This window comes from Nocardia sp. NPDC003726, from assembly GCF_053586955.1.
On the sequence record NZ_JBSFNF010000021.1, the window covers coordinates 92,046 to 105,849 of the forward strand.

The following is a 13,804-nucleotide window of genomic DNA, read 5'->3' on the forward strand; positions in this document are numbered from 1 at the left end:
AGGCGGCAGCGGAGTGTGACCACGCAGGGCCCCGCTCGTGCCGGAATGGAAACAGCATGAGCGCCGGTACCGGTGCGCGCGCTGTCGAATTCGATGACAGCGGCTTGGAGACGTGGTCGGACGAGGAACGTTTCGAGGTCACGGCCGACCGGATAGCGCAGTACGCCGCCGCCACGAACGATCCGATCGCCGCGCACCTGGCCGGTACGGTGGCCGGGCCGGTCTTCGCGATCGTCCCGGTCTTCGAGGCCATGATGATGCCCGTCATCGATGTCGCGCCGATGGACATCTTCGGCCGGGTCGTGCACGGAGAGCAGGACTTCCACTTCCACCGCGCGATCCGTCCCGGCGACCGGCTGGTGTCGCGCGCCAAGGCGATCGGCTACACCAGCCGCCCCAACGGCACGACCATCACCATCCGCATCGAATGCCGCACCGAGGCGGGGGAACCGGTCAACGACCAGTACCTCACCGCCTTCTTCCGCAACATCGACGCGGGCCGGACGGTCGGTGCCGCCGCTCCGGCGCACAAATTCGACGAACGGCTGCGCGAACAGGATCCGGTTGCTGTCGTGGCGCAGCACGTGGACCACGACCAAACCTTCCGCTACGCGCCCGCCTCGGGCGACCCCGTGCCGCTGCACCTGGACGAGCAGGTCGCCAAGGACGCCGGATTGCCCGGCATCATCGCGCACGGGCTGTGCACCATGGCGTTCGCGTCCTGGGCGGTGCTCACCGAGGTCGCGGAGTCGGACGTGCACCGGCTCCGGCGATTCGCGGTGCGCTTCGCCAAGCTGGTCTTCCCCGGTGACGATCTGGAGACCCGCATCTGGAAGGCGGAATCCGCCGACGGCGTCACCCGCTACGCCTTCGAGACCGTGCGCGGCGACGATGTCGTGCTCAGCGACGGACTGGCCGAGATCGCCGACTGACCAGCGCGGCGGCACGATGTCCGCCGCTTCACTTCGCCGGATTCGGCACGAATGCAGGAGACAACACATGGGCGTACTGGACGGACGGGTCGCCGTCATCACCGGTGCGGGCCGCGGCATCGGCCGCGAGCACGCATTGCTGTTCGCGAAGGAAGGCGCCGCCGTGGTCGTCAACGATCTCGGCGGCAGCAACGCGGGCGAGGGGACCGACGCCGGGCCCGCCCAGGAAGTGGTGCGCGAGATCGTCGCCGCGGGCGGCGAAGCGGTGGCCAACACCGACGACGTCGCCACCTGGGACGGGGCGCAGAAGCTGGTCGAACAGGCGGTCACGGAGTTCGGCTGCCTCGACGTCGTGGTGAACAACGCGGGCATCCTGCGGGACGCGTTCATCGCGGGCATGGACGAGGCGCAGTGGGATGCGGTGATCGCCGTGCATCTGAAGGGCCACGCCGCGGTGCTGCACCACGCCGCCGCGTACTGGAAGCAGCAGTCCAAGGCGGGTGACCAGCCGAAAGCCGCCGTGATCAACACCGCGTCGGCGTCGGGCACCACCCTGCCCAACCCGGGCCAGGCCAACTACGGCGCCGCCAAGGCCGCGATCGCCGCGCTGACCTTGGTGGCCGCCGACGAGCTCGCGCGCTACGGCGTGCGGGTCAACGCGATCGCGCCGATCGCGCGCACCCGGCTCACTCTCGCCACTCCCGGCATGGGGGAGATGCTGGCGGCCGAGGCGGAGGCGTCGGAGGGCGGGTTCGACGCCTTCGCCCCGGCCAATATCGCTCCGCTGGTCGCCTACCTGGCCGCCGCGGACTGCCCGATCACGGGCAAGGTGTTCGCGGTGCAGGGCGGCGCGATCTCCGAGCTGGCCGGTTGGCACGATGTGAAGACCATCGAGACCGAGGGGCCATGGCTGATCGACGACATCGCGGCCCGGCTACCCTGACCTCGGGGAATGTGAGGAGAACGACGATGTTCGAATGGTCTGAGACCGATGTGATGATCCGCGATGCCGTGCGGGCGTTCATCGACAGGGAGATCCGCCCGAACCTGGACGCGCTCGACAGCGGGGAACTGCCGCCGTACCCCGTCATCCGGAAGTTGTTCCGGGAGTTCGGGATCGACGCGATGGGCGGCGAGGCCGTGCAGAAGATGCTGGCGCGGGAAGCGGCGCGCGAGACCGCGGAGGCGGAACAGAAGCCGAAGTCCTCGGGGGCGAGTCCGTTCGGCGGACAGGAATCGCTGATGGCGGTGCTCATCGGGGAGTTGTCCGGGGTGTGCATGGGGCTGGTCTCGGCGATGGGGGTGAGCATCGGCCTCGGCGCGACCACCATCATGTCGCGGGGCACGCTGGCGCAGAAGCAGCGCTGGCTGGAGGACATCGTCACCATGCGGAAGGTCGCGTCCTGGGCGATCACCGAACCGGACTCCGGTTCCGACGCGTTCGGCGGCATGAAGACCTACGTCAAGCGCGACGGCGAGGATTACCTGCTCAACGGCCAGAAGACCTTCATCACCAACGGTCCCTACGCCGACGTGATGATCGTCTACGCGAAGCTCGACGACGGCGCGGGCGGCGACAAGCGCGACCGCAAGGTGCTCGCCTTCGTGCTCGACAAGGGCATGCCCGGTCTCACCCAGGGCAAGCCGTTCAAGAAGATGGGCCTGCACTCCTCGCCGACGGGTGAGCTGTTCTTCGACAACGTGCGCGTCGGCCGGGACCGGTTGCTCGGCGAGACCGAGGAGCACAAGGGCGGCGACGGCCGGGAGAGCGCGCGGTCCAGCTTCACCGCCGAACGCGTCGGCGTTGCCTTCATGGCGCTGGGCATCATCAACGAGTGCCACCGGCTGTGCGTGGACTACGCCAAGCACCGCAAGCTCTGGGGCCAGGAGATCGGGCGATTCCAGCTGGTCCAGCTGAAGCTGGCGAAGATGGAGATCGCGCGGATCAACGTGCAGAACATGGTGTTCAACACGCTGGAGCGGGGCAGGGCTGGCAAGCCCCCGACCCTGGCGGAGGCGTCCGCGATGAAGCTGTACGCCTCCGAGGCGGCCACCGAGGTGGCCATGGAAGCGGTGCAGCTGTTCGGCGGCAACGGCTACATGACCGAGTACCGAGTGGAGCAACTCGCCCGCGACGCCAAGTCGCTGATGATCTACGCGGGCAGCAACGAGATCCAGGTGACCCATATCGCGAAAGGTCTTCTGGCGCAGTAGTTCTCCGCGCGGCCGGGGTCGCGTACCACCGTCCCGCTTACGCGTTCGGAGCCGACCGAGACGGAGCCTTGTCGGTCGCGACCCGGCTGCCCGCTGCCTCGGCGGTCGGCCGGAGCGGCCTCGTCGGCCGCCGTTGCCGCCTGATCACGTCGGCCGCCCGGAGAAACGCCCGGGGGCAGGCGAGTGGTCGGCCGAGCCGACAACCGGCCTCTATGGACTGCGCGCGCCTGATCGCGGGGTTCGGTACCGACGCGCCCAGCGCACCCCCACTACGTCTTTCGAGCGAAGCGAGACCGAGCCTGTTCCGTTCGCGGCCCGGCTCGCGTCCGAGTGACCGCCGTGTCCGCGACGAAGTCGCCAGCGGCGGTCACTCGGACGCGAGCCACAAAGGGGCCGCGAACACGCCGCGCCGAAGGCGCGACCAAACTACACAGCCCGCAGCCGCGTCCGGCTGGCGTAGACGTGTTCGGCGATGAGGGTGGCGATGCGGTCGGGTGCTTCCAGCATCGGAACGTGGCCGACGCCGTTGACCAGGATGCGGTCGGCGGACTCGGGCAGTTCCTTCAGGTAGCGCCGTGCGTAGACGCGGTTGGGGATGACCCGGTCGTATTCCGACAGCAGCAGCCGGACCGGCGTCCGCAAGGTGGACAGGTCCGCCTGTGCGGGCGCGCGCATCGCGCCGAGGATCATCGGCACCATCGCCGGGCAGTGCAGCGCGGCGGCGAGCGCGGCCGCGGCGTCGCGCCGGGATACCGCCGCGGCCTGCTTGCTCAACGCGAGCAAGGCGACCCGCTGGGCGAGCGGGTTGCCGATGGCGAATCCGCCCATGCGCTTGCCGATCTGGACGAGCGGTATCAGGGAGAGGAATTTCAGGTTGATCCGCCACTGGGTCAGCGAGGGCGCGTGCCAGCCGCCGGCGGGCGCGATGAGGGTCAAGGTGCGGGCGCGTCCGCGGCGCGCGAGTTCGACGCCGACCAGCCCGCCGAGCGAGTTGCCCGCGATATGGCAGGTGCGCCAACCCAGTTCGTCGAGCTGTTCGCAGATCCGGTCGGCCAGCGACTGCACATCGACCGACGGACCTCCGGTGGGCGCGCCGCCCCAGTGCCCCGCGAACGCGGGCGCGAACACCTCGCAGTGCGTCGACAGCCGCGCCGCCGTCTGCTCCCAGCAGTGCGGCGACATCATGAATCCGTGCAGCAACAGCAGGGGATCGCCGGATCCCACGTGCAATGCCTTGATCGGCTGGGGCGGTTTCGCCCGGGTGGATCCGCGCGTGACGGCGGAGGAGGACTGGGAGGTGTCGGACGACATCGTCATCACCCCTTCCTGGACGGCAGTGTCCAAGGGACTTCATCTGACCAGCATTGTACGGTCGTGGAGTGCCGTATATCTCGACAGTGAACGTGAACGGTGTCCGCGCGGCCGCGGGTAAGGGCTTGCTCGCCTGGCTCGCGGCCACCGAGGCGGACATCGTCTGCGTGCAGGAGACCCGCGCCACCGACGAGCAGGTCGCGGCCGCGCTGGCGCCCGCACTGGACGCGGGATGGCAGCTGTCGCACGCCGAGCCGGAGTCCAAGGGCCGCGCCGGTGTCGGCATCCTGTCCCGGCGGGCGCCCAGCGCGGTCCGAGTAGGCTTCGGCAGCAGCGAGTTCGCGGCGGCGGGCCGCTATCTCGAGGCCGATTTCGACGACGTCACCGTGGCCAGCGTCTATGTGCACTCCGGTGACGCGGGCACGGTGCGCCAGGACGAGAAGTATCGCTTCATGGCCGAACTCGGCGCCTATCTCACCGCGCGGACCGGCGATTTCGTGGTCGCCGGGGACTGGAACATCGCGCACACCGAGCGCGACCTGAAGAACTGGAAGGGCAACCTGAAGTCGGCCGGGTTCCTGCCGCAGGAGCGGGCGTGGATCGATGAGCTGCTGGCCGCCGGATACGTCGACGTGGTGCGGCAGTTGCACCCGGAGGGCGACGGTCCCTACAGCTGGTGGTCCTACCGCGGCCGCGCCTTCGACAACGACAGCGGCTGGCGCATCGACTATCACCTCGCTCGAGGTGATCTCGCCGCCCGTGCCAAGGACGCGGTGGTCGAGCGTGCCGCCTCCTACGATCAGCGCTGGTCCGACCACGCTCCGGTCACGGTGCAGTACCGATGAGCCGGTCGATCAAGCGCGGCATCGGCCTGCTCGGCGCGGTGGCCTTGGTGGTGCTCGCCGCGGTGCTCGCGTTGTACGACGGTGGCGATACCACCACGTCCGCTCCGGCGAGTCGCGCGACCACCGCCGCGACGAGCACGGTCACCCCGACCAGCGCGGCGCCGCGCGGTGGGGACAGCGCGTCGCCGGTCACCCAGGCCGCCGGTGTGCCGGAACGCGCGTACGCCACGTTGCGGGAGATCGATGCGGGCCGGTGGCCGGATTCGGCGAACGCCCCCGGCACCAAAGGGGGCGAGCGATGGATGAACCGGGGTGGCGACCTGCCCGCCACCGATGGCTCCGGTAAACCGATCACCTATCAGGAATGGGACGTCAATCCCAAGCAGTCCGGCCGATCCCGCGACGCCGAACGCATCGTCACCGGCAGCGACGGTTCGGCCTGGTACACCGGCGACCACTACAAGACCTTCACGAGGATGCGCTGATGACAAAGACCGTCACGCTGTCGCAGTTCCTTGCCCGCCCCGACGCCGACGACGCGCCGCCCAGCCCCGAACTCGCCCCGCCGCGCGTCACCTTCGGCACCCTCGCCGTCGACGCCGCCGATTTCAGCGGGGTGCGGGACAAGGCGCCCTCCGGATACCTGGTGCGCGAGTTGCGCGGCGCGAAGATGCCCACCACCGCCCGGCTCTTCGACGAGTTCGCCGCCGCGTTCCAGTTCCCGTACTACTTCGGCGAGAACAAGGACGCGTTCGACGAATGCCTGCGCGACCTGGACGATTTTCTCGGCGAAGGGGCCGGATACGTTGCCGTGGTGCGTGATTCGGCCGGATTGCTCGCCGAGGAGCCGATCGAGCGCGACTGGTTCGCCGAGGCCATGCGCGACTGCGCGGCCTACTGGTCGCGGCGGGACGTGCTCTTCCGGGTGGTGCTGCAAGGCGACGCGCCCGATTTGGAAGACGTGTCCCTGCGCCTGTGATCGGGGCTGTTACCGCAGTTTCTCGGCCAGGTCCTCGCCGAGCAGGACGAACACGTCGACGGTCTGCTCGATCAACTCCTCGCGGGTGAGGTCCAGGTCGCCGTGCAGCCAGGCGGTCAGCGTCTGCACCAGGCCCCCGACCAGGTACAGCGCCCGGAAGTCGACCACCGCGGCCGGTGCCGAGTCGGACATCCGATAGAAGTCCGTGCCCTCCGTGGCCACCATCCGCGCGAACGCTCGCACCGTCTCGGTGGTTCGGGTCCGTAGTTCCGGCGTCGCCATGCCCGCGATCAGGGCCGCTTTCGCCTTGCGCGGGTCGTCGGTGAGCAGGTGCACGCCCGCGGTGATCGCGGCGTGCGCGGTCGCGCGCGTGTCCGTGGCGGCGGTGCGGACGGCGGCGAGGATGGCCGCGGCCAGTTCCGTGGCGATCCCGTCGATCAGGGCGGTGAGCACGGCGTCGCGACTGTCGAAGTTCTCGTAGTAGTACCGCTCGTTGAGACCGGCCCGCGCGCACAACCCCGACACGGTCAGCTTCCCCAGCCCTTCCGTGCCGATGATCTCGAGCGCGGCCTCCAGCAACGCCGCACGCCGCTGCGCCCGGCGCTCCTCGGCGGAAACACCCCCATAGGTCCGTTGCGCCGTCACCCTTCGATTCTTACAGGTACGCCGAAGCCGGTGCCCCCGATCGTCGCGCACGCCGGTTCCCCGGCGTATGCGGCGGTCGGTAGCGCTTAAGACTCGGCCACTGAGACCGAGCATGCGAACACGCCGCCACGCAGTCGCGGCCGAACACAGCAATTTGGACACAGCTATTGCCAGAATTCGTCGTTCTGGTGGATGCTATTGCCAGATGTTCTCGACGAGGAGGCGGTCATGTCCGAGCCCGGCTATTTCAGTGACCACTCGATGGTCCGGCGGGTGATGACCAAGCGGGCGGTGGGGCTGACCTACGGTGTGCGGGCTCTGGTGATCGGCGCGGTCGATCCGCTGCTCTACGTCGGCACGGCCGAGAACACCGAGCACCGCATGACGCCCTACACCCGGCTGGCGCTGACCGGCCGTCTGTTCGAAGCGGTGTTCCTCGGCAGCAAGGCCGAGGCCGATCGCGCGCTGGCGTTCACCAGGAAACGGCACGTCAAGGTGCGTGGGGCGCTGCCGGAGGACGCCGGTGCCCACCACCCGGCGGGCACCGAGTACTCCGCGCTCGATCCGCACCTGATGTTCATGACGATGGCCTTCACGTTCGACTCGGCCGAGGTGATGTACGACCTGCTGGTGCGCACCATGACCGACGGCGAGCGCGAAGGGCTCTACCAGGACTACGTGCGCTGGGGCGAGCTGTTCGGCATGCCCGTGGACGCCGCGCCGGCGAGCTACCCCGAGTTCCGGGCCTTCTTCGACGGCTACCTCGCCTCCGACGAACTGTTCCTCACCGACGAGGCGCGGCTGGTCGGCTCCTACCTGGCCGGACAGCGCGTCCCCTACGCGCAGGGCGTGCCGTTGCAGCAGGTCACCTCCGCGTTCTACCTGCTGGTGCAGGGCAGTCTGCCGGCACGCATCCGCCGGATGTACGGGATGCGCTGGGGTGTGGCGGAGGAGGTGGCCTACCAGGGACTGTCCCGGGCGGTGCGCGCCGCGCACGTGTCGGTTCCGCTGGTGCCCCCGATGCTGCGCGGCACGCTCGCCGGGCCCAGCGCGCCGGTCTACAAGATGCTGTCCCAGCGGGAACACGAACTGGTCAGCAGGGGACGGCCGAGCATGCCAGGAGTGGACCCGCGCAACTGGGTGCAGCGAAATTCGGCTTGAGCCGCATGCGAAGATCGGGGTATGTCCAGTCCTGCGCCCAGCCCGGCCGCCGAACGCAAACAGCGGGTTCTGTCCGGGATCCAGCCGACCAGCTCCTCGTTCCATCTCGGGAACTACCTTGGCGCGCTGCAGTACTGGGTGACCATGCAGGACGACTACGACGCGCTGTACTTCATCCCGGATCTGCACGCGATCACGGTGCCGCAGGAGCCCAAGGAGCTGCGGCTGCGCACCAAGGCCGCCGCCGCCCAGTTGCTCGCGCTCGGCATCGATCCGAAGAAGTCGACCCTGTTCGTGCAGAGCCAGGTGCCCGAGCACGCCGAACTGGCCTGGGTGCTCAGCTGCATCACCGGTTTCGGCGAGGCCAGCCGGATGACCCAGTTCAAGGACAAGTCGGTGAAGCAGGGCGCGGAGAACGCGACCGTCGGCCTGTTCACCTACCCGGTGCTGATGGCCGCGGACATCCTGCTCTACCGCGCCCATCAGGTACCCGTCGGCGAGGACCAGCGTCAGCACCTGGAACTGACCCGGAACCTGGCCCAGCGCTTCAACACTCGGTTCAAGAAGACGTTCGTGGTGCCGGAGGCGCACATCGTCAAAGGCACGGCGAAGATCTACGACCTGCAGGACCCGACCGCGAAGATGAGCAAGTCGGCCTCCACCGACGCGGGCCTGATCAACCTGCTCGACGACCCGAAGGTCACCGCGAAGAAGGTGAAATCCGCGGTCACCGACACCGAACGCGAGATCCGCTACGACCCGGAGCGAAAGCCGGGCGTCAGCAACCTGCTGGTGATCCTGAGTTCGCTGACCGGTGCGCCGATCGTCACCCTGGAAAAGGATTTCGAGGGTAAGGGTTACGGCGAGCTGAAAGCCGATGTGGCCGACGCGCTGGTGGAATTTGTCACGCCGTTGCGGGCGAAGGTGCAAGAGTACATGTCGGATCAAGGTGAACTCGACCGCGTACTCGCCGCAGGCGCGGAGCGCGCGCGAGAGATCGCAGGCAACACCCTCGCACAGGTCTACGACCGGGTCGGTCTGCTGCGTCGCTGAGCGGCTGCTCTCCTTCGCCGGGCGGTTGTCGCCCGCTCGACCGGGTATCACCGGTGCGGGGTCTCTCGGCCGAAGGGGCGAATGGTGCAGGTGATCGACAACGTCAAAGCCGGGATCGAACGCCGGATTCAGGCGAAACCGTGGCTGGACCATCTGGTCCGCGCTGCGGGGCGCTATCAGCGGCAACGGGGTGACTACTACGCGGCAGGCATTACGTATTTCACCGTGTTGTCGTTGTTTCCGCTGCTCATGGTCGCTTTCGCGGTCGCGGGCGTGGTCTTGTACAACAATCCGGAACTGCTGGACGAATTGCGCGGCAAGATCGTCGAGAACATCCCCGGCTCGTTCGGCACCCAGCTCAACGACCTGATCGATCAGGCGGTCCAATCCCGGCGCACAGTCGGCGTGCTCGGCCTGGTCACCGGCGTCTACAGCGGGCTCGGCTGGATGGCCAACCTGCGCGCCGCGCTCACCGAGCAATGGGATCAGAAGTCCCCGGACGGTAACTGGCTGATGACCAAGCTGTCCGATCTCGGCGCGTTGATCGGTCTCGGTCTCGCGTTCACCGTCTCGCTCGGGTTGTCGGCGCTGGCGTCGAGTTCGCTGGGCAGCCAGCTGCTCGACGACCTCGGCCTCGGCGACCTGCCCGGTGCGGGCGTGTTGCTGTCGCTGGCGTCGATCGCGCTCGGATTCCTCGCCTCCTGGGCGGTGTTCGCGTGGGCCATCGCACGGTTGCCCCGGGAACCGGTGACGCTGGCCAGTGCCGCCAGAGCGGCCGGCTTGGCCGCGCTGGTCTTCGAGGTGTTCAAGATCGTCGCTTCGATCTATCTGCAATCGGTGCTCAGCAGTCCGGCGGGCGCCACCTTCGGCTCGATCATCGGCCTGATGGTGTTCAGCTACGTCACCTACCGCATCGTCCTGTTCGCCACCGCATGGGCCGCCACCGCCGCGGAGAACGAGCCGGAGGCGGAGGTCCCCGCGCCGGGACCGGCCGTGATCGCGCCGCGGGTCGGTGCGCGTGACGTATCGATGGGGGTGGGCGCCGCCTTCTTCGGCGCGGGAGCGCTTGCGGCTCTTGCCCTTTCCGGTCTGCGCAGGCGCTGATCGGTCAGCGCCGCCGGGTCGCGCGCCGTGCCCCTAGCAGCAGAGCGGCGACCACCAGGACGCCGCCGATGATCAGCACGGTTCGCGCGCCGGTGCGGTGATCCCCGGTGTGCGGCATGGCGGACGGATCGCTTCCCGGCGCCGATGCCGTGGCCGGCCCGGAGTCCGGCGTCGGCGGCGCGGCCAGAGTGACTCCGCTCTGGTCACGCTGGGGCACCACCGCGCCGGGCAGGTTGCCGATCACGGCGCCGCGGGGTAGCGCGAACCCGTAGTCGAGCAGGCGAGCGGCCTGCTCCCACGGCCGCACCGGTTGCACGTCGGCCTTGAGAAGGGTGACGGCGAGCCTGCGGCCGCCCCGCTGGGCGGCGGCGACGAAGGTCTGGCGCGCGTCGTCGGTGAAGCCGGTCTTGCCGCCGAGGGCGCCGTCGTAGTTGTAGAGCAGCTGGTTGTCGTTGCCGATCGGGTAGCCGGGACGGTCGGTGTCACCGGGAATCGAGGGGTCGGCGGGGTAGCCGGGGAAGTCGACCTGCTCGGTGTGGATCAGCTCGGCGAACAGCGGGATGGTCATCGCCTCGCGGAACAGCACGGCGAGGTCGTAGGCCGACGTGCTCATGCCGGGGCCGTCGAGTCCGGAGGGGGTGGCCGCGCGAGTGTCCATGGCGCGCAACGATTTCGCCAGGTCGTTCATCTTGGCGACCGTCGCGGCGTCGCCGCCGAGTTGCGCGGCGATGGCATGTGCCGCGTCGTTGCCCGAAGCCATGATCAGGGCCTGCATGAGCTGCCGGTTGGTGTAGCGGCCGCCGGGCCCGATGCCGACCCTTGTGCCGTCGGCGTCGGCGTCGGCCTGCGTGCCGATGACCACTTTGTCGAGATTCAACGTGCGCAGCGCCAGCGTGGCCAGCAGCACCTTGATCGTGCTCGCGGGACGGTAGCGGCCGTGCGGGTCCTTCGCGGCCAGCACTTCTCCGGTGTCCAGGTCCGCCACCAGCCACGCCGTCGCCGAAATGTCCTGTGGAGCGGGCGGCGCGTTCTTGGGAAGCACGACTCCGCACTCGCCGAGGCGCGCGCCCCCGATCGGCGGGGAAGGAATCGGGAGCGGCGGTGGAGCCGGCTGTCCTGGTGCGGGCACCTCGGAGGTGTCGATCGGCGCCGGCGGCGAGGTCTTCTGCGGGCACCCGTCGGTGTTCGGGGTGGTGAACGGCGTGGTGGTGCTCGGCGCTGCGACGGACGGCGCGGCTGTCGCTCCGAGCGCGGCGACGGCGAGCACGGCGCCTACGCAGAGCAAGGCACGGCGAGTGATCTTCATCGCCGATGAGCCTAGCGAGCGATCCGGTGATCGAGCATGCCGTCCCCGCGGCGGTATTGACAGTCACTACTAAATGAAAGCTACTATCAAATTACTGTAGCTATCATTTTTGGAGGCGTCATGAAGACCGACTCGGCCCGTCGCTGGCTCGCCCTCGGCGCGCTGGCCGTGGCGATGTTGACCATCGGGCTCGATGTCACAGTGCTGACCGTGGCGCTGCCGACGCTCGCCGTCGACCTGAACGCGAATACCGCCGCGCTGCAATGGTTCAGCAGCGCCTACACGCTGGCGCTGGCCGCCGTGATGCTGCCCGCGGGCGCGCTCGGCGACCGCTACGGCCGCAAGAAGTTCCTGCTCGCCGCCCTGGCGCTGTTCGGTGTGGCGTCCATCGCGTGCGCCGTGGCCGGCTCGCCCGGCGAACTCATCGCGGCGCGCGTGGTGCTCGGCATCGCCGCGGCGGCGATGATGCCGCTGTCGATGTCGGTGCTGCCCGCGCTGTTCCCCGAACCCGCCGAACTGCAGCGGGCGCTCACCATCTGGATCACCTCGACCGCGATCGGCCTGCCGCTGGGCCCGATCGTCGGCGGCTGGCTGCTGCGCAATTTCTGGTGGGGTTCGGTGTTCCTGATCAACGTGCCGATGGTCGTGATCGGCGCGTGCGCCGTCGCCGCGCTGGTGCCCGAGTCGCGCAGCGCGCAGCGCTTCCGGATCGATCTGCCCGGCGTCGCGCTGTCCGCGGCGGGCATGCTCGGACTCACCTACGGCTTCATCCGGATCGGTGAGAAAGGCTGGGGCGACGGCCCGGCCTGGGCGATCGTCGCGGCCGGTGTGCTGCTGCTGGCCGCCTTCCTGCTGTGGCAGCGCAGGACCGCGCATCCGCTGATCGATCTCGGTCTCTTCGCCGCCGACGGATTCCGCTGGGGCACAGCTTTTTCCATCGTGGTGAACTTCGCCATGTTCGGCATGTTCTTCACCGTTCCGCAGTACTTCCAGGCGGTGCTCGGCGTGGACGCGCTCGGCAGCGGCCTTCGGCTGCTTCCGTTGATCGGCGGTTTGCTGGTCGGCAGCAGGCTGGTCGACAGAGTGCTGCCGAAACTCGGCGTGCGCGTGGTGGTGGCCGCCGGTTTCGCCCTGCTGGCCGGCTCGCTGGCGCTGGGCGCGCTGACCACGGTGGACAGCGGCTACGGCTTCGCCGCGCTGTGGCTGACCCTGCTCGGCGCCGGCATGGGATTGGTGATGCCCGCGGCCATGGGCATGGCGATGGGTGACCTGGACGCCGAACGCTCCGGCTCCGGTTCCGCGCTGTTGCAGGCGCTGCGCCAGGCCGGTGGCACCATCGGCGTAGCGGTGCTGGGCACCGTGCTGTCCACCCGGTACCGGGCGGACCTGGGTGAGCTCGACCGCGAACCGATCGCCGACGGCGTGAACGCGGGTGTCGCCACCGCCCGCAAGCTGGGTGATCCGTCGATGCTGCACCAGGTGCAGGTGGCCTTCCTCGGCGGCATGAGCGCGATGCTGTGGACCTGCGCCGCGCTGTGCGTGCTGGCGGCGGTGCTCACGGCGACATCGGTGCGCACGCGGCAACCGGCCCGGTCGCCGGAGCCGGGTGCGGCAGAATCGATTCATGTCGGTTGAGCTACCCGCGAACGGGACGGCGCAGGGTCTGCGCGAGCGGAAGAAGGAACGGACCCGCCGGACGATCCGCGTCGAGGCTTTCCGGCTGTTCCGCGAGCAGGGTTACAACGAGACGACGATCGAGCAGATCGCCGCGGCCGCCGATGTCTCGCCGAGCACCTTCTTCCGCTACTTCCCGTCCAAGGAACAGCTGGTGCTCGCGGACGATCTCGATCCGGCGATGATCGAAGCGCTGCGGCGTCAGCCGCGTGACATCGGACCGATGGCGGCCTTCCGCAACGCGGTGCTCGAAGTCTTCGGTAATCTGCCCGCCGCCGAGCTGGCGTTCGAGCAGGAGCGGCAGGCGCTGCTCTATCACGTGCCGGAGCTGCGGTCGGCCATCGGCTTGGAGATCATTCGCAGCATCGACCTCATCGCGGGCCTGCTTGCCGACCATCTCGGCAGGCCCGCCGACGACTTCGAGGTGCGGGTGGCGGCGGGCGCGATGGCGGGCGCGGCACTCGCCATGGCGACGATGACGCCCTTGAACGTCGAGAACATCACTCGCACATTGGATTTCCTGGACGCGGGCATGCCGCTCGGACCGAGGCGCGAGTCCTGACATCTCGATCCGGCCGCA

14 protein-coding genes are annotated in these 13,804 nt (G+C 69.0%); 11 read left to right on the plus strand and 3 right to left on the minus strand.

What is annotated here, in order from left to right; all coding sequences use genetic code 11:
* Window positions 1-56 precede the first annotated feature (56 nt).
* The 3 genes from ACWDMM_RS25015 (at window position 57) to ACWDMM_RS25025 (ending at window position 3,146) form a co-directional block, all read left to right on the plus strand.
* Entirely contained in the window at window positions 57-932 is an 876-nt protein-coding gene (locus ACWDMM_RS25015) for a MaoC/PaaZ C-terminal domain-containing protein (RefSeq protein ID WP_195080486.1), read from the plus strand.
* 67 nt (window positions 933-999) lie between these two features.
* A complete protein-coding gene (locus ACWDMM_RS25020; RefSeq protein ID WP_195080487.1) occupies window positions 1,000-1,875 on the plus strand; it encodes an SDR family oxidoreductase in 876 nt (291 codons plus the stop codon).
* A gap of 26 nt (window positions 1,876-1,901) precedes the next feature.
* Window positions 1,902-3,146 (plus strand): acyl-CoA dehydrogenase family protein, encoded by a 1,245-nt coding sequence (locus ACWDMM_RS25025; protein ID WP_195080488.1) that lies wholly within the window; start codon window positions 1,902-1,904, stop codon window positions 3,144-3,146.
* 426 nt (window positions 3,147-3,572) lie between these two features.
* Here the strand turns inward: ACWDMM_RS25025 and ACWDMM_RS25030 are convergent, their stop codons facing one another.
* Window positions 3,573-4,463, minus strand: a complete 891-nt coding sequence (locus ACWDMM_RS25030; RefSeq protein WP_323124649.1) for an alpha/beta fold hydrolase — start codon at window positions 4,461-4,463, stop codon at window positions 3,573-3,575.
* A gap of 80 nt (window positions 4,464-4,543) precedes the next feature.
* Here ACWDMM_RS25030 and ACWDMM_RS25035 point away from each other — a divergent pair, with 80 nt between their 5' ends.
* From ACWDMM_RS25035 to ACWDMM_RS25045, 3 genes are read left to right on the plus strand one after another with little or no spacing between them, the layout of a single operon-like run.
* Complete coding sequence (locus ACWDMM_RS25035; protein ID WP_449939816.1) at window positions 4,544-5,302, plus strand: exodeoxyribonuclease III; 759 nt, start codon at window positions 4,544-4,546, stop codon at window positions 5,300-5,302.
* Window positions 5,299-5,787: a ribonuclease domain-containing protein gene (locus ACWDMM_RS25040; protein ID WP_357112788.1), complete on the plus strand. Its 489-nt coding sequence runs from the start codon at window positions 5,299-5,301 to the stop codon at window positions 5,785-5,787. Before ACWDMM_RS25035 ends, ACWDMM_RS25040 begins: the two co-directional genes overlap by 4 nt.
* Window positions 5,787-6,281, plus strand: a complete 495-nt coding sequence (locus tag ACWDMM_RS25045; protein ID WP_357112791.1) for a barstar family protein — start codon at window positions 5,787-5,789, stop codon at window positions 6,279-6,281. The genes ACWDMM_RS25040 and ACWDMM_RS25045 overlap by 1 nt, the downstream gene beginning before the upstream one ends.
* 9 nt (window positions 6,282-6,290) lie before the next feature.
* On the opposite strand, the gene ACWDMM_RS25050 is transcribed toward ACWDMM_RS25045, so the two are convergent.
* Window positions 6,291-6,926, minus strand: coding sequence for a TetR/AcrR family transcriptional regulator (locus tag ACWDMM_RS25050; protein WP_323124648.1), 636 nt, complete (start codon window positions 6,924-6,926; stop codon window positions 6,291-6,293).
* A 228-nt stretch (window positions 6,927-7,154) separates the two neighbouring features.
* Here ACWDMM_RS25050 and ACWDMM_RS25055 point away from each other — a divergent pair, with 228 nt between their 5' ends.
* The 3 genes from ACWDMM_RS25055 (at window position 7,155) to yhjD (ending at window position 10,244) form a co-directional block, all read left to right on the plus strand.
* Entirely contained in the window at window positions 7,155-8,087 is a 933-nt protein-coding gene (locus ACWDMM_RS25055) for an oxygenase MpaB family protein (RefSeq protein WP_195080493.1), read from the plus strand.
* A gap of 21 nt (window positions 8,088-8,108) precedes the next feature.
* Window positions 8,109-9,140, plus strand: a complete 1,032-nt coding sequence (trpS, locus tag ACWDMM_RS25060; protein WP_195080494.1) for a tryptophan--tRNA ligase — start codon at window positions 8,109-8,111, stop codon at window positions 9,138-9,140.
* Between the two features lie 84 nt (window positions 9,141-9,224).
* On the plus strand, window positions 9,225-10,244 hold the full coding sequence (gene yhjD / locus ACWDMM_RS25065; protein WP_195080634.1) for an inner membrane protein YhjD: 1,020 nt from the start codon (window positions 9,225-9,227) through the stop codon (window positions 10,242-10,244).
* 4 nt (window positions 10,245-10,248) lie between these two features.
* Here yhjD and ACWDMM_RS25070 read toward each other — a convergent pair whose 3' ends face one another.
* A complete protein-coding gene (locus ACWDMM_RS25070) occupies window positions 10,249-11,550 on the minus strand; it encodes a D-alanyl-D-alanine carboxypeptidase family protein (protein WP_195080495.1) in 1,302 nt (433 codons plus the stop codon).
* A 120-nt stretch (window positions 11,551-11,670) separates the two neighbouring features.
* Between ACWDMM_RS25070 and ACWDMM_RS25075 the strand changes: the two genes are divergently transcribed.
* Window positions 11,671-13,185, plus strand: coding sequence for an MFS transporter (locus tag ACWDMM_RS25075; RefSeq protein WP_195080496.1), 1,515 nt, complete (start codon window positions 11,671-11,673; stop codon window positions 13,183-13,185).
* Window positions 13,175-13,786 (plus strand): TetR family transcriptional regulator, encoded by a 612-nt coding sequence (locus tag ACWDMM_RS25080; protein ID WP_195080497.1) that lies wholly within the window; start codon window positions 13,175-13,177, stop codon window positions 13,784-13,786. Before ACWDMM_RS25075 ends, ACWDMM_RS25080 begins: the two co-directional genes overlap by 11 nt.
* Window positions 13,787-13,804: the final 18 nt, after the last annotated feature.